14 protein-coding genes are annotated in these 21,397 nt (G+C 73.9%); 5 read left to right on the forward strand and 9 right to left on the reverse strand.

The features are described from left to right. The first annotated feature begins 26 nt into the window (after positions 1-26). A complete protein-coding gene (gene treS, locus ACQP6G_RS19895) occupies positions 27-1,823 on the forward strand; it encodes a maltose alpha-D-glucosyltransferase (protein ID WP_429766936.1) in 1,797 nt (598 codons plus the stop codon). Then, positions 1,820-3,214 (forward strand): aminoglycoside phosphotransferase, encoded by a 1,395-nt coding sequence (locus ACQP6G_RS19900; RefSeq protein ID WP_429766938.1) that lies wholly within the window; start codon positions 1,820-1,822, stop codon positions 3,212-3,214. Before treS ends, ACQP6G_RS19900 begins: the two co-directional genes overlap by 4 nt. Here ACQP6G_RS19900 and ACQP6G_RS19905 read toward each other — a convergent pair. From ACQP6G_RS19905 to ACQP6G_RS19935, 7 genes are all read right to left on the reverse strand, one after another. Continuing rightward, positions 3,198-5,759 carry a glycoside hydrolase family 2 protein gene (locus ACQP6G_RS19905; RefSeq protein ID WP_429766940.1) on the reverse strand — a complete coding sequence of 854 codons (2,562 nt, stop codon included), beginning with the start codon at positions 5,757-5,759 and terminating at the stop codon, positions 3,198-3,200. The genes ACQP6G_RS19900 and ACQP6G_RS19905 overlap by 17 nt on opposite strands. A gap of 65 nt (positions 5,760-5,824) precedes the next feature. Beyond that, positions 5,825-7,861 (reverse strand): beta-galactosidase, encoded by a 2,037-nt coding sequence (locus ACQP6G_RS19910; protein WP_429766942.1) that lies wholly within the window; start codon positions 7,859-7,861, stop codon positions 5,825-5,827. Next, positions 7,858-8,784, reverse strand: coding sequence for an ABC transporter ATP-binding protein (locus ACQP6G_RS19915; protein WP_429766944.1), 927 nt, complete (start codon positions 8,782-8,784; stop codon positions 7,858-7,860). Before ACQP6G_RS19915 ends, ACQP6G_RS19910 begins: the two co-directional genes overlap by 4 nt. Then, positions 8,781-9,716 carry an ABC transporter ATP-binding protein gene (locus tag ACQP6G_RS19920; protein ID WP_429766946.1) on the reverse strand — a complete coding sequence of 312 codons (936 nt, stop codon included), beginning with the start codon at positions 9,714-9,716 and terminating at the stop codon, positions 8,781-8,783. Before ACQP6G_RS19920 ends, ACQP6G_RS19915 begins: the two co-directional genes overlap by 4 nt. Next, positions 9,713-10,780 (reverse strand): ABC transporter permease, encoded by a 1,068-nt coding sequence (locus ACQP6G_RS19925; protein WP_429766947.1) that lies wholly within the window; start codon positions 10,778-10,780, stop codon positions 9,713-9,715. The genes ACQP6G_RS19920 and ACQP6G_RS19925 overlap by 4 nt, the downstream gene beginning before the upstream one ends. A 14-nt stretch (positions 10,781-10,794) precedes the next feature. Then, positions 10,795-11,784, reverse strand: a complete 990-nt coding sequence (locus ACQP6G_RS19930) for an ABC transporter permease (RefSeq protein WP_429766949.1) — start codon at positions 11,782-11,784, stop codon at positions 10,795-10,797. 39 nt (positions 11,785-11,823) lie between these two features. Beyond that, a complete protein-coding gene (locus tag ACQP6G_RS19935; protein ID WP_429766951.1) occupies positions 11,824-13,518 on the reverse strand; it encodes an ABC transporter substrate-binding protein in 1,695 nt (564 codons plus the stop codon). A 129-nt stretch (positions 13,519-13,647) separates the two neighbouring features. On the opposite strand from ACQP6G_RS19935, the gene ACQP6G_RS19940 reads away from it, so the two are divergent. Both ACQP6G_RS19940 and ACQP6G_RS19945 read left to right on the forward strand, forming a co-directional pair. Next, positions 13,648-14,928 carry an ROK family protein gene (locus ACQP6G_RS19940; RefSeq protein ID WP_429766953.1) on the forward strand — a complete coding sequence of 427 codons (1,281 nt, stop codon included), beginning with the start codon at positions 13,648-13,650 and terminating at the stop codon, positions 14,926-14,928. Then, positions 14,925-17,057: an alpha-galactosidase gene (locus tag ACQP6G_RS19945; RefSeq protein ID WP_429766955.1), complete on the forward strand. Its 2,133-nt coding sequence runs from the start codon at positions 14,925-14,927 to the stop codon at positions 17,055-17,057. Before ACQP6G_RS19940 ends, ACQP6G_RS19945 begins: the two co-directional genes overlap by 4 nt. Here ACQP6G_RS19945 and ACQP6G_RS19950 read toward each other — a convergent pair. Next, complete coding sequence (locus ACQP6G_RS19950) at positions 17,054-18,067, reverse strand: LacI family DNA-binding transcriptional regulator (RefSeq protein WP_429766956.1); 1,014 nt, start codon at positions 18,065-18,067, stop codon at positions 17,054-17,056. The two genes, ACQP6G_RS19945 and ACQP6G_RS19950, sit on opposite strands and share 4 nt — an antisense overlap. A 110-nt stretch (positions 18,068-18,177) precedes the next feature. Here ACQP6G_RS19950 and glgB point away from each other — a divergent pair, with 110 nt between their 5' ends. Continuing rightward, complete coding sequence (gene glgB, locus ACQP6G_RS19955) at positions 18,178-20,394, forward strand: 1,4-alpha-glucan branching protein GlgB (protein WP_429766958.1); 2,217 nt, start codon at positions 18,178-18,180, stop codon at positions 20,392-20,394. A gap of 25 nt (positions 20,395-20,419) precedes the next feature. Here the strand turns inward: glgB and ACQP6G_RS19960 are convergent, their stop codons facing one another. Continuing rightward, positions 20,420-21,373 carry a tetratricopeptide repeat protein gene (locus ACQP6G_RS19960; RefSeq protein ID WP_429766960.1) on the reverse strand — a complete coding sequence of 318 codons (954 nt, stop codon included), beginning with the start codon at positions 21,371-21,373 and terminating at the stop codon, positions 20,420-20,422. Between the last annotated feature and the right edge of the window lie 24 nt (positions 21,374-21,397).

Raw genomic sequence — 21,397 nt, forward strand, 5'->3', positions numbered from 1 at the left:
GAGCGGGCGCGCATGAGAGGGCCCCGATGACGCCCCAGGTGCCCCGCCCCGTCACGCGCCAGGTGCCGGTGCAGGCGCTGCCCACGCGGCCGCAGCCCGCACTGCCGCCCCTGGACAAGCCCGGCCTGTCCGAGGACCCGGAGTGGTACCGCACGGCCGTGTTCTACGAGGTCATCGTGCGGGCCTTCTCGGACACCGGCGGCGCGGGCACGGGCGACCTGCGGGGGGTCACGGAACGGCTGGACTACCTGCAGTGGCTGGGCGTGGACTGCCTGTGGCTGCCTCCGTTCTACCCGTCGCCGCTGCGGGACGGCGGCTACGACATCGCCGACTACACGTCGGTCGCGAGCCAGTACGGCACCATCGGGGACTTCACCGAGCTCATCGAGGCGGCGCACGCGCGCGGCATCCGCGTGGTGGTGGACCTCGTGATGAACCACACCAGCGACCAGCACCCGTGGTTCCAGGCGTCGCGGTCCGACCCGGAGGGCCCGTACGGCGACTTCTACGTGTGGTCCGACGACGACACGCGCTACGAGGACGCGCGCATCATCTTCGTGGACACGGAGACGTCGAACTGGACGTTCGACCCGGTGCGGCGGCAGTACTTCTGGCACCGGTTCTTCCACCACCAGCCCGACCTCAACTTCGAGAACCCCCGCGTGGTGGACGCGATGCTCGACGTGGCGCGGTTCTGGCTCGGGGTCGGCGTGGACGGCTTCCGCCTCGACGCCGTCCCGTACCTGTTCGAGGCCGAGGGCACCAACTGCGAGAACCTGCCGGAGACGCACGCGTTCCTCCGCCGGGTGCGTCGCATGATCGACGACGAGTTCCCGGGCCGCATCATGCTGGCCGAGGCGAACCAGTGGCCGCAGGACGTGGTGGACTACTTCGGCACGGCGGACGAGCCGGAGTGCCACATGTGCTTCCACTTCCCCGTGATGCCTCGCGTCTACTACGCGATGCGCGACCAGCGCGCCCGGCCCCTGCTCGACATCCTCGCCGACACCCCGGACGTCCCCGCGCCGGGCGGGCAGTGGTCGACGTTCCTGCGCAACCACGACGAGCTCACCCTCGAGATGGTCTCCACCGAGGAGCGCGCGGCGATGTACGGGTGGTTCGCGCCCGACCCGCGCATGCGCGCCAACATCGGCATCCGCCGCCGCCTCGCCCCGCTGCTCGACAACTCCCGCAAGGAGGTGGAGCTCGCCCACGCGCTGCTGCTCAGCCTGCCGGGCAGCCCGTGCCTGTACTACGGCGACGAGATCGGCATGGGCGACAACATCTGGCTGCCCGACCGGGATGCGGTGCGCACACCCATGCAGTGGACGCCCGACCGCAACTCCGGCTTCTCCACCGCCGACCCCGGCCAGCTCTACCTGCCGCTCGTGCAGTCGCTGGTGCACCACTACCAGCACGTCAACGTCGAGGCCCAGCTCGCGCAGCCGTCCTCGCTGCTGCACTGGGTGCACGGCATGCTCGCCGTGCGGCGGCTGCACCCCGCGTTCGGCACGGGGGCGTTCGCACCCCTGGCGGCCGACGACGACGCCGTGATCGCGTTCACCCGCAGCTCGGCGGACGAGACGCTGCTCGTGGCGGCCAACCTGTCCGCGACGGCGCGGTCGTCCGTCGTGCGGCTGCCCGGGCGGGCGGGCTGGTCGCTCACCGACCTGTTCGGCGGCGCCCGCTTCCCCGACGTCGGCGCGGACGGCACCGTGACGATGACCTGGGGGTCGCGCGACTTCTACTGGCTGCTGCTGACCCCGCCGGGGCCCGGCGCCGGCGACACCTCCGCGCCGTCGACCGGAGGCGAGCCGGCATGACCGCGGTGCGGCCGGCCGCGGGCGTCCCCGACCCGAGCGTCGGGGAGCTGCTCGCCGCCTGGCTGCCCGGCCGGCGGTGGTTCCCCGCGGGCGGCGCGAGCGCCGCCACGGTGCACGTCGAGCCGTGGCTCGCGGTCACGTTCGACGACGGCGACCCGGGCGGCGGGCCCGACGGCGCCGACGTCGTCGTCCTCCTCGTGCGCCTGCGCGGCGCGGGCGTGCCAGGGGGCGAGGTCATCGCGCAGGTGCCGCTGGTGCTCACGGACCCCGCCGCGCGCGGCCCCGGGTTCGTCGCCGAGGTCCGCACCGCCGCGGGCGACGTCGCCGTGCACGACGGCGGCGCGCACCCCGCCTGCTGGCTCGCCCTGCTGCGGGCGGCCGGCGTCGGCGACGGTGTGCCGGGCGAGGCGCTCGTCGCGGGCGGCCAGGTCGTGGCGGGCGAGCAGTCGAACACGAGCGTCCTGCTGCCGGGCGTGCCGTCGCCGGACGGCACCGGCGGGATGCTCAAGATCCTGCGTACCGTGACGCCCGGGCCGCACCCCGACGTCGTCGTCCCGCGCGCCCTGACCCGCGCCGGCTGGGACGGCGTGCCGCGCTTCCTCGGCGCCCTCCAGGTGGCCACCGCGCCCGGCACGTCCACCGCCCTGGCCGTCCTCAGCGAGCTGGTGCCGCGGGCCCGCGACGGCTTCGAGCTCGCCTGCGAGCACGCCGGCCGCAGCGAGTCGTTCGCGCACCTCGCGGCCGACCTCGGGCGCGTCGTGGCGGAGCTGCACGCGGTGCTGCGCCAGGCGATGCCGCCCGGCCCGCTCCTCGACCCGGCGACGTTCGTCGGGGGCCTGCGCGACCGGGCGGCGCTCGCCGTCGCCGAGGCGCCCGGGCTGGCGGCCCGGGCCCCCGCGATCGACGCGCTGCTCGACGACCTGCAGGGCCGCCTGCCCCGGCTGCGCCTGCAGACCGTGCACGGCGACCTGCACCTCGGCCAGGCGCTGCACGGCGAGACCGGGTGGAAGCTGCTCGACTTCGAGGGCGAGCCGCAGCGGCCCGCCGCCGAGCGCACGGCTCCCGACCTCCCCCTGCGCGACGTCGCGGGGATGGTCCGCTCGTTCGCGTACGCGGCTGCCGTCGGCGGAGCGCCCGACCCGTGGTGGGAGGCGGAGTCCGTGCACGCCTTCCTCGCCCGCTACCGACGGTCCGCCGACACGTCCGCGGCCGTCAGCGGGCTCACCACCCGCCGGCCGCCCGAGCTCGACCCGCCCACCGCCGACGCCGTCCTCGCCGCCCTCGTGCTGGACAAGGCGCTCTACGAGGTGGTCTACGAGACGCGGCAACGGCCGACGTGGGTGCACATCCCCCTGTCGGCCGTCGACCGCGTGCTCACCCGGCCGCGCTGACCCCGCCGAGCAGGTCGTTCGCCGTGCGCACCGCGGCGGCGAACGCCTCCGGGTCGCCCCCGGGCGAGGTGATCCGGAGCGTCACGCTCTGGCCCGCACGCAGCGTGACGAGCCCGGCGTCGACGCGCGCCTCCGGGTCCACCACGTCGACCGGGCAGAAGATGTCGCGGGCGAGCGAGGTCGCGGTCAGCCGCAGCTCGCAGCCCCCGGGGACGGGTGACGCCTCGATCCGCACCGGGCTCGGGTCGAGCCGCTGGTCCACGACCTCGGCCCCGTACCGCAGCGCGGCCGCCACGCCTGACTCGGGGTCGTCGGCCGTCGCCACGACCACCTCGGCGGCCACGTCGTCGAACGTGGCGACCTCGGTGGGCACGGTCACCGTCGCCGCGCCGCGGGCGGGCGCGTCGACGTCGACGGTCGCCTTGGCCAGGACCGACCCGTCCAGCGCCTCGCGCGTGACCGTCCAGGTCCCGGCCAGACGCTCGCCGGTGTCGTTGACGACGACGAGCGCGACGGTGTCGGGCGCCGGCTCCAGCCCCTCCCACGCGGCGGCCCTCGCCTCGTCCGACGCGCGCGGCTGCAAGGTGGCCAGCCGCGGCGCGTACGCGGCGCGCAGGGCGTGCCACAGCGGCTTGCGGTGCTCGTCGTGGTCGACCGCCGCCCACGACACCACGGGCCAGTTGTCGTTGAGCTGCCACACGATGGCGCCGGTGTTGTGGGGCGTCAGCGACCGTACGTGCTCGATGCCGAAGCGCACGGCGTGCGCCTGGTTGAGCTGCGTCGTCCAGTGCCAGTCCTCGATCGTCGCCGGGTCGGGCAGGTGCCCCTGCCAGCCGCGCTCGAGCTTGGCGTTGCCCAGGTGCGCCTTCTGGTGCACGAGCATCTGGTGCCCGAACGGGTCGAGCGGCTCGTCGTGGACCACGCGCGTGAGCGTCGACCAGGCGGGCGGGCCCTGGAAGCCGAACTCCGACAGGAACCGCGGCCGGTAGCGGGCGTACACGGAGTAGTCCTCCCGGTTCCACACGTCCCAGATGTGCATGGTGCCGTAGCGCTCGTCGTTCGGGTGGCGGTAGTCGCCGAACGAGTACGGGCTCGCCGGCGAGTACGGGCGCGTGGGGTCCAGCTCGGCGAGCACGCCCGGCAGCAGCTCGCGGTAGTACAGGTCGCCCCACGGGCGGCCGCCCAGCCGGCCGGCCCAGCCCCAGTCGACCGAGCCCCACGTGTTCTCGTTGTTGCCGTTCCAGATGACGAGCGACGGGTGCGGGCTGAGCCGCGTGACGTTCTCGCGGGCCTCGGCCTCCACCTCGGCGCGCATCGGCTCGTCCTCGCTGTACGCGGCGCAGGCGAACGGGAAGTCCTGCCACACGAGCAGGCCGCTCTCGTCGGCGAGGTCGTACAGGTCGTCGGACTCGTAGATGCCGCCGCCCCACACCCGGAGCAGGTTGATGTTCGCCTCGAGGGCGTCGTCGACCCGGCGCGCGTACCGGTCGCGGTCGATCTCCGTGAGGAACGCGTGGTCGGGGATCCAGTTCGCCCCACGGACGAGCACCGTCTCGCCGTTGACCTTGAGCAGGAACGGCGCGCCGGCCTCGTCGGGCGTGGTGTCCAGCTCCACCGTGCGGAACCCGACGCGCCCCGCCCAGCGGGCGCCGTCGGCCGTGACCTCGACGTCGTACAGCGGCTGGTCCCCGTGGCCGACCGGCCACCACCGGCGCACGCCGGGCACCTCGACGGTCACCGCGCCCTGCGCCTGCCCCGCGGGCACGCTGCCCGTGGCCACGAGCCGCTCGCCGTCCGGCCCGGTGAGGGTCACGCGCAGCGGGACCTCGCCGTCGGCCGCCTCCCCGTCGCGCTCGATCTCGACGTGCGCGACCAGGACGCCGTCGTGCGCGCCGTCGGGCCCCGCCACGACGTCGACCAGCGGCCGCACCGCGGCGATGCGTACCCCGGACCAGGAGTCGAGGCCGATCGGCTTCCAGATGCCGGCACCGGCGACGTCGATCCCCCAGTCCCAGCCGAACGAGCAGGCCATCTTCCGCAGCTGGTTGTACTCGTGATGGTTGGTCGACGGCAGCACCCCGTCGCGCTCGGCCCGGGCCAGCGCCTCGGGCACGGGCGCGGCGAACGTGACGACGAGGGAGTTGTCGCCCTCGCGCAGCGCGTCGCGGGCGTCCCAGCGGAAGGACCGGAACATGTTCTCGGTCCGCCCGAGCTCCACCCCGTTGAGCTCCACCGTCGCCACGGTGTCGAGGCCGAGCGCGACGACGTCGTGCCGCGCCGCGTCGCCCGGCCGCCACGCGAACGTCGTCGCGTACCGCCACGCCGTGTCGCCGATCCACTGCTGCGCCGCCTCGTTGTCGCCGTCGAAGGGCTCGTCGACCAGCCCTTCGCGGTGGAGGTCGAGGTGCGCCTCGCCCGGCACCACGGCGGGGATCCCGTCCGCGAGCGCCGGCGCCACGCCGTCGGGCGCGTCGGCCGCGAGCTCCGCGGCGGTCAGGCTCCACCCCTGGTGCAGGGCGCGGAAGGTCGTGGGGAGGTGCGTCATGGCGGAGTCCTTCGTGGTTCGCAGGGAGTTCGCTGGGTGCCGACCCGGTCAGGGTCGCAGGTGGCTCAGACGGACGCCGGACGGCGCGGCTCGCGCAGGACGCGCACGCCGCCGGCGGGCACGGTGGTCAGCGGCCCGACCTCCGCCCCGGACAGCAGGTCGTGTCCGGCGGCGGCGACCTTCTGCTCGTCGCCGGTGTGGTTGAGGAGGAAGAGGTAGGAGCGGTCGTCACCCCGGCGGCGCACCGCCTCGAGCCCGGGCGCCGCGTCGAGGACGCGCGACACGCCGCCGTCCGCGAGGAGCCGGTCGACGAGCCGCCCCGCGTCGTCGGCGCCGAGCGCCGCGGAGACGTACCAGGCGGCGCCGTCGCCCACCTGGCGCCGGGTGATGGCGGGCCCGCCCGCGAGCGAGCTCGAGACGTACCGGACCACGGCCTCCGCACCGTCGAGGTGCACCCGCTCCGTCCAGTCCGCCACCTCGCCGCCGTCGTCCAGGCGCACGACCTGTCCCTCCTGGAGGGGGTAGAACTCGTCGCTCCACGCGCCGAGCAGGCCGGTGAACGCTCCGGGGAAGCCGCCGGTGCGCACCTGCCCGTGCGCGTCGCAGACCCCGGACAGGTACGTGACCAGCACAGTGCCCCCGCGGGCGGCGACGGCGGCGATCCGCGCCGCCGTGTCGTCGTCGACGACCAGGAGCGTCGGCACGACGACGAGGTCGTAGCCGTCGAGCGGCGCACCGGGCGGCACGACGTCGCACAGCACCTGCCGGTCCCACAGGGCCCGGTGCCAGGCCCGCAGCTCCCGGCCGTAGGACAGCTCGCGGTGCGGCATGAGTCCGTGCTGGAGGGCCCACCCGGCGGGGTCGTCGACCACCATCGCGGCCCGGGCGGCCTCGACGGCCGTCCCGGCGACCTCCGCCAGCGAGCGCAGGTGGCCGCCCAGCTCGACGACCTCCTGCCACACCCGCGACCGGGTGCCGCTGTGCGGGAGCATCGCCGAGTGGAACTGCTCGGCGCCGGCGCGCGAGGCGCGCCACTGGAAGAACATCGCGCCGTCCGACCCCCGGGCCACGTGACCGAGCGAGTGCCGCACGATCTCCCCGGGGTCCTTGGCGCGGTTGCGGCGCTGCCAGCTCGGGGCTCCGGTCGAGCTCTCCATCAGCAGCCACGGCCGCCCCGGGGACATCCCGCGCACCCGGTCGGCGGCAAAGGCGAGGTCGTGCTCGCGGTCGCCCGCCGGAAGGTCGCCGACCAGCGTGTAGTGGTCGTTGGCGACGACGGCCGTGTGCGGCGCCCACGACGCGTAGTCGACCACCTGGGCGCCGGCGCCGACCATGAGGTTGGTCGTGACGGGCGCGGCGGAGTGCCGCTCGAGGACCTCCTTCTCCGCCAGGTAGTGCGCCAGCAGCGCGTCCGACGAGTAGCGCTCGTAGTCGAGGTAGAGCCCGGGGTTGGGGGCGCCGTGCCGGCCGCGCGGCGGCATGATCTCGTCCCACTCGCCGTACCGGTGCCCCCACTGGGCGGTGCCCCACGCGGCGTCGACCCCCTCGAGGCTGCCGTGCCTGTCGCGCAGCCACCGGCGGAACCCCGCCGCGGAGTCGTCGCAGTAGCAGCGGGCGTTGCCGCCGCCGAGCTCGTTCCCCACGTGCCACAGGCGCACGGCCGGGTGGTTCCCGTAGCGGCGGGCGAGGGCCTCGACGTGGCGCAGCGCGTACCGGCGGTAGACCGCCGACTCCGGGCACCACGCGTTGCGTCCCCCGGCGGGCTCGCGGTACCCGTCGGCGAGCACCGGGGCGATGCCGGGGTGCGCGGTGAGGAGCCAGCTCGGCGGCGCCGCGGTGGGGGTGGCCAGGTCCACGGCGATCCCGTGGGCGTGCAGCAGCTCGATCGCGTCGTCCAGCCACGACCAGTCCCGCACGCCGTCGGCGGTCTCCACGGTCCCCCAGGCGAAGACGCCGAGGGTCACGATGTTGACGCCCGCCTCGCGCATGAGACGCACGTCCTCGTCCCACACCTCCCGCGGCCACTGCTCGGGGTTGTAGTCGCCGCCGTAGGACAGGCCGTCGGTCGGCCAGCGCGTCCCGGCGGGGGGCGCCGCCGTCACGACGTGCTCCGGGCGGCCGCCCCGCCGCGCGCCTGCGCCGCGGGCACGCCGGCCTCCTGCCACTCGCCCGCGAAGTGGTCGTAGCAGACGCTGTTGTCGATGGCGCCGCGGTCCGTGCCCTCCTGGGTGAGGGTCACGCGGTCGACCCGCTCGGGGTCCGGTGCCGCCGTCGCGAGGAGCTTGGTGTAGTCGTGGTGCGGGTCGAGGATCACCGCGTCCGCCGGTCCTCGCTCCACGACCCGCCCCCGGTACAGCACCACGATCTCGTCGGAGAAGTGCCGGGCGGTCGCCAGGTCGTGCGTGATGTACAGGACGGCGAGGCGGTCCTCGCGCTGCAGGCGGCCGAGCAGGTTGAGGACGCCGAGCCGGATCGACACGTCGAGCATCGACACGGGCTCGTCGGCGATGAGCACCTGGGCGCCCGGGGCGAGGGCACGGGCGATGGCGACGCGCTGCCGCTGGCCGCCGGACAGCTCGTGCGGCCGGCGCGGGGCGATGTCCTCGGCGGGCGTGAGGTTGACCCGTTCGAGCATCTCGACCACCCGCTCGTGCGTCTCCTGCGCCGTGCGGGTGCGCTGGTGGATCCGCAGCGGTCGGGCGACGTGGTGCTCGATCGAGTGGAACGGGTTGAGCGACGCGAACGGGTCCTGGAAGACCATCTGCACCTGGCGCCGGTACAGCGAACCCTGGACCGGGGTGTCGTCGTCGAGGCGCACGTCGACCGTCCCCGACGTCGGCTTCTCCATGCGCGTGAGGATCTTCGCGATGGTCGACTTGCCGGAGCCCGACTCCCCCACCAGGGCCACGGTGCGCCCGGGGACCAGGTCGAGGCTCACGTGGTCGACGGCGCGCAGCAGCGACCGGCGCAGCCCCGTGCGGATCGAGTAGTCCTTGACCAGGTCGGACACGTGGACGCGGGTCATGCTCGGTCCTCCTGACCGTTCTGCACGGGTGTGCCGGCGTCGGCGAAGTCGTCGACGCCGCTGCGGATGAAGCCGCCCCGCTCCCCCGACAGGCTCGGGAACGAGCCGAGGAGCTTGCGGGTGTACGGGTGGCGCGCCTCGCGGTACAGCCGCTGGGCGGTGTCGAGCTCGACGATCTCGCCCGCCAGCATGACCGCGATGCGGTCGCTGATCTCGAGCAGCAGGGGCAGGTCGTGGGTGATGAACACGACCGCGAAGTCGAGCTCGTCGCGCAGCCGCACGATCTCGCGCAGGATGTCGCGCTGCACGACGACGTCGAGCGCCGTCGTCGGCTCGTCCATGATCATGATCTGGGGCTCCAGCAGCATCGCCATCGCGATCATGACGCGCTGGCGCATGCCGCCGGACAGCTCGTGCGCGTACGACCCGAGGCGCCGCGGGTCCACGCCGACGCGGGTCAGCACCTCCTCCGACCGGCGGCGCACCTCGGCCCGCGGCGTGCCCGGCCGGTGGGCCAGCAGCGTGTCCCGCAGCTGTGCCCGCACGGTGGTCACCGGGTTGAGGGCGTTCATCGCGCCCTGGAAGACCATCGACAGCTTGTCCCAGCGGAACGCGCGCAGCGCGGAGTCCTCCAGGGCGAGCACGTCGACGTCCGCGCCGTCGCGGTCGTGGAAGGTGATGCTCCCGGACGCGATCCGCGCCGGGGGCCGGTGCAGCCGGTTGACCGCGTAGGCGAGCGTCGTCTTGCCGCAGCCGGACTCGCCGGCGAGGCCGAGGATCTCCCCGCGGTGCAGCGTGAGGCTCGCGTCCTTCACCGCCGTGACCGGCTGCTCCACCTCGTAGACCACCGTGAGGTCCGAGACCGTGAGGACCGGTTCCGTCCGACCGCCGCGGGCGGCGGTCCCTTCGTCCTGCACCAGGGTCGTCGTCATCGCGCGGACACCTCCTTCGCGCCGTCCGCCTCGCGGACCGCGTCCGGCTCCTGCGGGCGCGACCGGCGGTGCGCGCGGGCCAGCTCGCGCTCGAGGCGGGCGGCCTTGCGGGCCCGCCTGCGGTGCTGGCGCAGGTTCTTGAGCTTGGGGTTGATGATCTCGTCGATCGAGAAGTTGATGAGCGACAGGCCCATGCCGAACAGCGCGATCACCAGGCCCGGCGGCACGAACCACCACCAGGCCCCGAGGGAAAGGGCGAAGCCGTTCTGCGCGTAGAAGAGCATCGTGCCGAGCGTCGCGGAGTTCGACGCCCCGAGGCCGATGAACGACAGGCCGGCCTCGCCGAGGATCGCCGCGATGACCGCGAAGACGAACTGCGACGCGATCACCGGCAGGAGGTTCGGCAGGATCTCGACGACGATGACGCGCCACGGCTTCTCGCCCGAGACCTTCGACGCCGCGACGTAGTCACGGTTGCGCACGGACAGGGTCTGGGCTCTCAGCACCCGCGCCGACGCGGCCCAGCTCGTCACCGCCAGCACGACGGCGATGGTCCACAGGCCACGGCTCTCGCGCGGCACGAAGCCGGAGATGACGATCACGAGGGGCAGCCCGGGGATCACCAGGAAGACGTTCGAGAGCAGCGAGAACGCCTCGTCGGCGAAGCCGCCGCGGTAGGCGCCGTAGATGCCGAAGAACGCGGACAGGGCGGTGGCCAGCACGCCGACCAGCAGGCCGATCTGCAGCGAGCCGCGGGTCGCGTACGCCAGCTGGGCGAGCACGTCCTGGCCGGTCTGCGTGGTGCCGAGCAGGAAGTCGGCCGACGGCGGGGTCAGCCCGATGTCGCGGATCTGCCGAGGGTCGCCGACCAGGTACGGGCCGAAGATGCCGAAGAGCGTAATGACGCCGACCAGCACCAGGCCGACGGCCAGCCAGGGCGTCATCGTGGGCAGGAGCATGCGCCAGCCCGAGCGCGGCGCGCCGCCGGCGCGGTCGCGCGCCACCTCCTCGGCCTCGGCCTCGTCCACGAGGGACGGTTCGTTCGCAGGACTCAGGTTCGTCATGACGGTGCCTCCTCTCAGGACCGGGCTCGGGTGCGCGGGTCGATCAGGCCGTACAGCAGGTCGACCACGAGGTTCGCGCCGAGCACGGCGAGCGTGATGACGAGGAACAGCCCCTGCATGAGCGCGTAGTCGTTGTTGGTCACGGCCCCGAGCAGGCGTCCGCCGATGCCGGGGTACGAGAACACCTGCTCGGTGATCACCGACCCCGAGACGACGAACCCGAGCGAGATCGCGAAACCGGCGACCGACGGCAGCACGGCGTTGCGCGAGGCGTAGGAGCGCAGCACCGTGCGCGGGGACAGCCCCTTGGCCTCGGCGGTGAGCACGTAGTCCTCGGACAGCGTGGAGACCATCATGTTGCGCATCCCGAGCAGCCAGCCCCCGACGGAGGCGAGCACGATCGTCAGCGCCGGCAGGGCGCCGTAGTGGATCGCGGAGAGGATGAACTCCGCGTTCCAGCCGGGGTCGAGGACGACGTCGTAGCCGCCCTGCAGCGGGAACCAGCCGAGCACGCGGGCCAGGACGTACGCCAGGATCAGCGCCAGCCAGAAGTACGGCACCGCCGCCAGGAGGGTGGTCGCCGGGATCAGCGAGTCCAGCCAGGTGCCGGGCTTCCACCCGACGAACGCCCCGAGCGTCACGCCCAGGACGGCGGCCATCACGGTGGCGATGCCCACCAGGACCACCGTCCACGGGAGCGACTGCGCGATGACGTCCGTGACCTGCGCCGGGTAGTAGCTGACGGACACGCCCAGGTCACCGTGGACGAGGTTGTTCAGGTAGTCGACGTACTGGTTCCACAACGGTTGGGAGTCGTCGCCCCCGAGGAGGAGGGCGTACGCCTCCCGGGTCTCGGGCGTCACCGTCCCGCCGCGCTGCTGCAGCTTGGCGAGCAGGATGTCGACCGGGTTGCCCGGGAGGAGCCGGGGGATCGCGAAGTTCAACGTCAGCGCGGCCCACAGCGCCACGACGTAGAAGCCCATCTTGCGCAGGAAGTAGTTCACGGCAGGGTGCTTTCCTCGGGGACGACGTCTCGGGTCATGTCAGCCGGCCGGCTGGATCTTCTTGAAGATCTCGGCGGCGTCCATCGCGGACCACACGGCCGGGAACGCGTAGAGGTCGTCGTCGGACGGCCAGCCGCTGAACTTCGCCGTGTTCCACACGCTCGTCGTGCCGCCGGTGAGGATCGGCACGTACGGCATGTCCTCGAGGATCTGCTCCTGGATCGTGTCGAAGTACGGCTGGCGCGCCGCCGCGTCGTCGAGCGGGAGCTTCGCCAGCTCGTCGAGCGCCTTGTCGACCTCGGGGTTGGAGTACCGCGAGTAGTTGTTCCCCGCGGACTTGCCGACCTTCGCGCCGGAGCCCGAGTCGAAGAAGTAGTTGTAGAGGTAGAACGGGTCGGGAGCGGGCCCCTGCCACAGGGAGTCGATCGCGAGCTCGAACTTGCCCGACCCCTTCTTCTCCGTCCACTCGTTCCACGACGACTGAGCGGTCTGGAGGTCGATGCCGGCCGCCTTCGCCTGGGAGGCCATCGTGTCCAGGGCGGTGATGTAGTCCGTCCACCCGGTCACGACCTCGACCGTGAGCGTGAGCTTCTCGCCGTCCTTGGCGTAGATGCCGTCCGAGCCCTTCGCCCAGCCGGCGTCCTCGAGCAGCTGCGCCGCCTTGTCGGGGTCGGCCGTCATCGGGGCGGTCTTCTCGGTCACCGCGTCCGAGACGAACTCGTCCTGGCTGGGGGTCAGCGTGAAGACCGGGGACATCTCGTTCGCCGTCTCCATGAACGCCAGCTTGTTGAGCTGGGTGCGGTCCATCGCGTAGTACAGCGCCTTGCGGACGGCGGGGTCGGTCTGCGGACCCGTGCAGCCCATCTCCGCGCTCGAGCAGGTGGACAGCACCATCTGGTTCTGCCACTGCGTGTACGCGTCGTAGCTCGGGAAGTTCTGGTGGGTGTTCTGGATGTCCGGGATGGGGCCGGTCTGCCAGTCGACCGTGCCCGCCGCGATCGCGTCGGCGCCGGCCTGGTTGCCCGACAGCGACAGGAAGCGGATGTTCGTGACGGCGGGCTCACCGCCCCAGTAGTCGGGGTTCGCCTTGTACGTGAACGCCTGCGGCTTGAAGCTGTCGAGCAGGTAGGCCCCCGTGCCCACGGGGTTCTCGATGACGTCCTCGACGGGGTTGATGTCCTTCCACAGGTGCTCGGGCACGATCGGCGTGTTCATCACGTCCGGGCCTTTGACGAACGCGGGCTGCTCGAACGTGAACGTCACGTGGGTGTCGTCGACCGCCTTCGCCGTCCCGTCGAAGCCGCCGCTGTTGATCGAGGGGTTGTCCTTGAGGAGGGTGAAGGTGAACTCCACGTCCTTCGCGGTGAAGGGCTCGCCGTCGCTCCAGGTGACGCCCTCGCGCAGCGTGACGGACAGCTCCGTGCCGTCGTCGTTCCACACCTGCTCGGTGCCCAGCAGCGGCACCGGGTCCCGCACCTCGGCCTTGTTGTAGAAGAACAGGGGCTCGTAGATGGTCCCGAGGCCGCCGATCTTCGAGGGCGAGAACGGGTTGAAGTTGATCTGGTAGTCGCCGGCCTGGCCGGTGTACGCGACGAGCGTGCTGTCCGCGCCCCCGCCCGAGCCGCCCGAGCTGCCGGCCGAGCCGCCCCCGGAGCACGCCGCGAGGGCGAGACCGAGGGCCGCGACACCGGCGAGCACCGCGCCGCGCCGACGGATTCCTGTCCTGAGGAACATCTGCGGTCCTTTCTCGTGCCGGCACCAGAGCCGGCTCCAGCGGCGCCGTCGTCGGCGCTCGTGGGTATTCTTGCCATGGTTAACTTAAGCGGTCAAGTGCTGTAGGTCACTCACGCAAGGAGGCGGTAGATGCTGCTGGACGGCGTCGCGCAGGTCGTCTCGTCGCGCCGTCTGCTCGATCTCGTGCGGACCCGCGGGTCGATCAGCCGGGTGGAGCTGGCCCGGCTCTCCGGCCTCACCTCCCCCACCGTCACGCACGTCGTCCGGGGGCTGCTGGACCTCGGTCTGGTGCACGAGACCGGGGTCCAGCAGCGCGGCCGCGGCCAGCCGCGCCGCCTGCTGAGCGTCACGGCGGACGCCGGGTACGCCGTGGGCATCCAGGTCGACCTGACGACCACGACGGCGGTGGTCGTCGACTTCGCCGGCGCGACGGTCGCGAGCGCCGGGCTGCGGGGCTCCGGACGGCGGTCGCCCGACCGGACCGTGGGGACGCTCGTCGACCACGTGGGCGACCTGCTCGCGAGCGCCGGCGTCCCCCGCGACCGTGTGCTCGGCGTGGGCCTCGTGACCCACGGCCCGCAGGACCGGGAGCGGGGCATGCTCCTCACCGCGCAGCCCACGCCCGCGTGGGAGAGGTTCCCGCTGACGGCGCGCCTCGCCGCCGGGCTGGGCCTGCCCGTGCTGCTCGAGAACGACGCGACCGCGGCGGCCGTGGGCGAGCTGTGGACGCGGGACCTCGACACCGAGACGTTCGGGCTCGTCTACATGGCCTCGGGGATCGGCGGGGCCGTCGTCGTGGACGGCGTCGCCTACCGCGGGCGTGCCTCGAACGCTGTCGAGATCGGCCACGTCCCGCTCCCGGACGCACGCTCCGCCTGCGTCTGCGGCAACCGCGGGTGCACGCAGGCGGAGGCGGGCCCGGCGGCCGTCGTCACCCAGGCACTGGCCCGCGGCGACGTCGCCGAGCGCTGGGGCGTGCGGGGACCCGCCGAGGACACGCTCGCCGACTTCGAGCGCGTGGCCCGCGCCGCGCGCGACGGCGACGCCGCCGCCACCGACCTGCTCACCCGGTCCGCCCGCCGGGTCGGCCAGGCGGCCACCGTCCTCGTCAACCTCTTCGACGTGGACACCGTGCTGCTCGCCGGCCCGGCGTTCGCGACGGCCGGCCCCCTGTACCGCCGCGTCGTCGGCGCCGCGCTGTCCGAGCACGCCCTCAGCCGCACCCTCAGCCCGCCCCGGGTGGCGCTCTCCGGACAGGTCGCCACGGCCGCCGCCGTCGGCGGCGCTCTCACGGTGCTGCGCGGCGCGCCCGACCCGGGCCTGCCGCTGGGGCGTGCCCGACCCCGACCGTCGACCGACCTCACGCCCGACCCCGAACCCGACCAGCCCGCCACGATCGGAGCCCTGTGAACACCGCCCACCACGTCCTGCACCGCGACGGGACCGCCCTCGTCCTCCATCTGCCGACGCACGGCCTGCCCGCCGTCGTGCACTGGGGTGCGGACCTCGGTCCGCTCGACGACGACGCCGCCGACGCCCTCCTCCGGGCGACCAGCCGCCAGACGCCGCCCGGCACCCTCGACGCCGCCTGGCGCCTGCCGCTCCTGCCGCAGGAGTCCGACGGCTGGTCCGGCCGGCCCGGCCTCCTCGTCACGCGTGCCGGCCGGCCCGTGTACCCCCGGTGGGAGTCCTCCGTGGGCCGCCCGGACGAGGCGACCGCGATCATCACCGCCACCGACGCCACCGGCGACCTCACCCTGCGCACCCGCGTGGAGGTCGGCCCCGGCGGCCTCGTCGTGCTCGACCACGAGCTCGTCAACGACGGCGCCGACCGGCTCGAGGTCGCCTGGCTCGAGGCGACCCTGCCCGTGCCGAAGACGGCCGACCACCTCACCACGTTCGGCGGCCGGTGGACGCGCGAGAAGTCCCCGCTCACGACCCCGATGCCACGGGGGACCACCGTGCGCGAGTCCCGCCGGGGCCGCGGCGGCCACGACGCCCCCTGGGTGACCCTCGCCTCCGAGGGCGCGCCCCGCGCCGGGGACGGCCGGGTGTGGGCCGCCCACCTGGGGTGGAGCGCCGACGTGCGCCACCGCGTCGACCGGGTCACCGAGCACGTCTCGCTGCTCGGCGCGGGAGAGCTCCTGCGACCCGGCGAGCTCGTCCTGGCGCCCGGCGAGTCGTACCGCGCGCCGACGGCGTACTTCGCCTGGTCGGACGGCGGCCTCGACGGCGTCGCGGCACGGTTCCACACCTGGCTGCGCGCCCGCCCCCAGCACCCGCGCTCGCCCCGGCCGCTCGTGCTCAACACCTGGGAGGCGGTGTACTTCGACCACGACCCCGAGCGCCTCTTCGCGCTCGCCCGGCGGGCGGCGGAGGTGGGGGTCGAGCGCTTCGTCCTCGACGACGGCTGGTTCCCCGCGCGCCGGGACGACACCAGGGGTCTCGGCGACTGGGTGGTCGACCGAGGCGTGTGGCCCGACGGCCTCGAGCCGCTCGCCGAGCTGGTGCACGGCCTGGGGATGCAGCTCGGCCTGTGGTTCGAGCCGGAGATGGTCAACCTCGACTCGGACCTCGCGCGCCGGCATCCCGACTGGATCCTGGCCAACCCCGCCTCCGTGCCGTCGCCCGACGGCCTGTCGTTCCGCACCCAGTACGTGCTCGACCTGGCGAACCCCGACGCGTGGGAGCACGTCCGGGGGCAGTTGTCCGCGCTCGTGACGGACCTCGGCATCGACTTCGTCAAGTGGGACCACAACCGGGACCTGGTCGAGCCCGTCCACGACGGCGCGCCCGGCACGCACGCCCAGACGCTGGCCACGTACCGGCTCCTGGACCGGCTCCGGGAGGACCACCCCGCACTGGAGATCGAGTCGTGCTCCTCCGGCGGGGCGCGCACCGACCTCGGCATCCTCGCCCGCACCGACAGGGTCTGGGCCTCCGACTCCAACGACCCGGTGGAGCGGCAGGACGTCCAGCGCTGGACCGAGCTGGTGCTGCCCCCCGAGCTGGTCGGCGCGCACGTCGGGCCCTCGCCCGCGCACTCCTCCGGGCGTGCCACCGACCTGTCGTACCGGATCGCCACGTCGCTGCAGGGCTCCGCCGGGTTCGAGTGGGACATCCTCGGCTGCACCCCGGAGGAGACCGCCCGGATCACCGCGTTCGCGGCGCTCTACAAGGAGCTCCGCGGCCTCCTGCACTCGGGCACCGTGCGGCACCCCGACACCGCCGACCCCGCCCTGCGGGCGCGCACCGTGGTCGCCGAGGACCGGTCGGAGGCCGTCGTCACCGTCGCGACCGTCGCGTCGCCCGAGGAGGCGCTCGCGGAGCGGCTGCGGATCGACGGTCTCGACCCGGAGCGGCGGTACACCGTGCGGCTGCGGGACGAGATCGGGGAGTCACGCTGGGGCTGGGTCACGCCGGGCTGGCTCGGCGACGGACCGGTCATCCTCCCCGGCCGGGTGCTCGCCGAGGTCGGGCTGCAGCTGCCGACGCTGTGGCCCGTCCAGGCGATCGTGCTGCACCTCGCTCCGGCCTAGGCAGGCGGGCCGGTGCTCCCCCGCACCGTGAGGGTCGGGGTCGAGTCGCGGTACGCCCGCGCCTCGGCCCCGGCCATCCGCTCGAACAGCCGCCGGGCCACGTGCGCCCCGTAGCTCGTCACGTCGTGGCTGAGCGCCGTGAGCTGGGGGTACGCCGCCTGGCACAGCGGCGAGTCGTCCCAGGCCACCAGTGAGACGTCCTCGGGCACGCGCGCCCCGAGCCCGTGCGCGACCCCGAGGCCGGCGAACGCCATGACGTCGTTGTCGTAGATCACGGCCGTCACGGGGTCGTCCGTCTCCAGCAGGGAGCGGGTGGCGGCCGCACCGGAGTCCGGCGTGAAGTCCGCCCGCGCCACCCGGGCGACCACGCCCGCGCGCGTCGCCTCGTCGTCGAACGCCAGGTCACGGATGGTCGTGTGCCCGAAGCCCTCCGTGCCGGACACGCGGCCGATCCTGCGGTGCCCCAGCCCGGCGAGGTAGCGCACGCACTCGCGGAGGGCCGTGGCGTCGTCGGTGTACACCGCGGGCAGGTTCCCCGCGAACTCGGGGTCCCCCACGACGACGGCGGGCAGGGCGTCGCGCTCCGACAGCGCCGCGATCCGGGGGTCGTCCTTGCGGGGGTCGACCACGATCACGCCGTCGACGCGGCGGGCGGCGTGCCAGCGCCGGTGCGCCTGGGTCTCGGCGTCCATGTCGGGCACGACCTGCAGCAGCAGCCCGTACGAACGCTCCGTGAGCACCTGCTCGATGCCCGCGATGAACTGCATGTAGAACGACTCGAAGCCCAGGGTCTCCGGGGCGCGGGCGAGCACCAGGCCGATCGTCTCCACCCGCGCGCCGGACAGCGCCCGGGCCGCCTGGCTCGGCACCCACCCGAGCTCCGCCGCGACCCCGAGGATCCGCGCCCTGGTCTCGTCGGAGACGCCCGGGCGGTCGTTGAGGGCGTAGGACACCGCCCCCGTGGACACACCGGCCCGCCGGGCGATGTCCGCGATCGTGATCCGAGCCATCCGCTCTCCTTCCCGAGCAGGATGGTATGCCTCGCCGGGCCGCTGCCCGCGCCCGGGGCCGGGCCGCGCGTCGGAACGCGCCCGACATACGTCCGTGGAATCGTGGGCGCATGACGCCGTCGCCACCGCCCGTCGACCCCGAGGTGCTGACCGCCCTGGCCCAGGGCACGCTGCACGACCCGCACGCCGTGCTCGGGCCGCACCTGCTGGACGACGACGGCGCGCCGGCCGACCGGGCCTGGGCCGTCGTGCGGGTGCTGCGGCCGCTGGCCGACGAGGTGACGGTCGTGACCGGGGACGGCGAGCACCCAGCCCGGCACGTGGCGGCGGGCGTGTGGGAGTCGGTGGTGCCGGCGGGCGTGGACGCCGCCGGCGGGCGCCACGCCCCGGACTACCGCGTGCGGACCCGCTACGACGACGACGTCCAGACCGTCGACGACCCGTACCGCTTCCTGCCCACCCTGGGCGAGGTGGACCTGCACCTGATCGCCGAGGGCCGCCACGAGGAGCTGTGGCGGGCGCTCGGCGCCAACCCCCGCCGCTTCCCGAGCGCGCTGGGCGACGTCGACGGGACGGCGTTCGCCGTCTGGGCGCCGAACGCCCGGGGCGTGCGCCTCGTGGGCGACCACAACCGCTGGACCACGGTGCACCCGATGCGCTCGCTCGGCGCGAGCGGCGTGTGGGAGCTGTTCGTGCCCGGCGTGGGAGAGGGCACCCGGTACAAGTTCGAGGTGCTGGGTGCCGACCGCGTGTGGCGGGCCAAGGCGGACCCGCTCGCCAAGGGCACCCAGGTGCCGCCCGCCACGGCGTCGGTCGTCGTCGACTCGGCGTACGAGTGGGCGGACGGCGAGTGGATGGCGCGCCGCGCGGCGTCCGACCCGCACGCGGGGCCGGTGAGCGTCTACGAGGTGCACCTGGGCTCCTGGCGGCCAGGGCTCGGCTACCGCGAGCTCGCGGAGGAGCTGACCGCCTACGTCGTCGAGCAGGGCTTCACGCACGTCGAGCTGCTGCCCGTGGCGGAGCACCCGTTCGGCGGGTCGTGGGGCTACCAGGTGACCGGCTACTACGCGCCGACCGCACGGTTCGGGCACCCCGACGACTTCCGGTACCTCGTGGACCGCCTGCACCAGGCCGGCGTCGGCGTCATCCTCGACTGGGTGCCCGGTCACTTCCCCCGCGACGAGTTCGCCCTCGCACGGTTCGACGGCGGCCCGCTGTACGAGCACCCGGACCCCCGCCGCGGGGAGCAGCCCGACTGGGGCACGCTCGTCTTCGACTTCGGTCGCCGCGAGGTGCGGAACTTCCTCGTCGCCAACGCCACGTACTGGTTCGAGGAGTTCCACGCCGACGGCCTGCGCGTCGACGCCGTCGCGTCGATGCTCTACCTCGACTACTCGCGCAAGCCCGGCGAGTGGGAGCCGAACGTGCGCGGCGGGCGGGAGAACCTCGAGGCCATCGCGTTCCTGCAGGAGGCCAACGCCACCGCCTACCGCCGCTCCCCCGGCGTGATGATGATCGCCGAGGAGTCGACGGCCTTCCCCGGCGTCACCCGGCCCACCGACGCTGACGGGCTCGGCTTCGGGCTGAAGTGGAACATGGGCTGGATGAACGACGGGCTGCGATACGTCGCGCACGACCCGATGTACCGGCGCTACCACCACCACGAGCTGACGTTCTCACTGGTCTACGCGTTCTCGGAGCAGTACGTGCTGCCGGTCAGCCACGACGAGGTGGTGCACGGCAAGGGCTCCCTGCTGCGCCGCATGCCGGGCGACCGGTGGAAGCAGCTCGCGGGCGTGCGCGCCTTCCTCGCCTACCAGTGGACGCACCCCGGCAAGCAGCTGCTGTTCATGGGCCAGGAGTTCGCGCAGGACGCCGAGTGGGACGAGGGCTCCGGCCTCGACTGGTGGCTGCTCGAGACTCCCGGCCACGCCGGCGTGCAGCGCCTGGTCCGCGACCTCAACGCCCTCTACCGGGTCACGCCCGCCCTCTGGGAGCGGGACTTCGACACCGCCGGGTTCGAGTGGCTCGACGCCGACGACGCCGACCACGACACGCTCTCGTGGGTGCGCCGGTCCGCCGACGGCGACCCCGCCGTCGTGGTCGTGAACTTCGCGGGCGTGCCGCACGAGGGGTACCGCCTCGCGCTGCCCGACGGCGGCGCCTGGGACGAGGTCCTCAACACGGACGCCGAGGTCTACGGCGGCTCCGGCGTCGGCAACCTCGGGCGCGTGCACGCCCAGGACGTGCCCTGGAAGGGGCGGCGGCACTCCGCCACACTGCGGGTGCCGCCGCTCGGCGTGCTGGTGCTGCGCCCCGCGGACTGACCCGGGGACGCATCGGGCGTGGGCGTCAGTACAGGCTGATCGCCAGGCGCTGGCGGGCCTTGATCACGCGCGGGTCGGTGGGCCCGACGATCTCGAAGTACTCGACGAGCCGCACGCGGAGCTTCTCCTTCGCGTCCGCGTCGGCGCCGGGGAGCAGCTCGAGCAGGCGGGCGAAGGCGTCGTCCACCTTGCCGCCGAGCATGTCCATGTCGGCCACGGCGAGCTGCGCCTCGACGTCCGCCGGGGCGTCGGCCGCCGCGGTCCGGGCCGCCTGCAGGTCGGCGCCGCGGGTGCGCTGCAGCAGGCGCACCTGCGCCAGGCCGGCCACCGCGAGGGCGTCCTTCGGGTCCTGCTTGATCGCCTTCTCGTAGGCCGCGACGGCGGTGTCGAGGTCGTCGCGCTCGATGGCGTCGTACGCCTCCTGGTGCAGCGGCGGCAGCGGCTCCTCGACCGGCTCCTGGTCGACGGCCTCCGCGGGCTCCTCGCCCTCGGCGCCCTGGGCGGGGGCGCGTCCCGTGACACCGTTCTGCTCGGCCGCGGCCAGCACCTGGTCGAGCACGCCGCGCACCTGCTCCTCGGGCGCCGCCCCCTGGAACAGCGGGAGGGGCTGGCCCTGCAGCACCGCGACGACGGTCGGCACGCCCTGCACCTGGAAGGCGGCCGCCACCTGCGGGTAGGCCTGCGCGTCGAGGCGGCCGAGCAGGAACCGGCCGGCGTACTCCTCCGCGAGCCGGCCCAGCAGCTCGCCGAGATCGGCGTTGGCCTTGTCGGTGGGGATCCACAGCAGCATGACCACGGGGTACGTGGTCGAGTCCTGCACCACCTGCTGGAAGTTCGCGTCCGTGACGTCCAGCACGTAGCCGCCCGCCGACGGCGCGCCGCCGGGCTCCCCCGGGGGCGGCGACTGCGGGCGGTTCAGCGCCGACAGGTCGACGGCGCCACGCGTGCTGAAGGTCGGGTCGGGCGTGGGGTTGGTCATGGGCGCCATCCTACGAGCGGAGCG

It is taken from the genome of Isoptericola nanjingensis, assembly GCF_050311635.1.
Taxonomy (GTDB): Bacteria; Actinomycetota; Actinomycetes; order Actinomycetales; family Cellulomonadaceae; genus Isoptericola; species Isoptericola nanjingensis.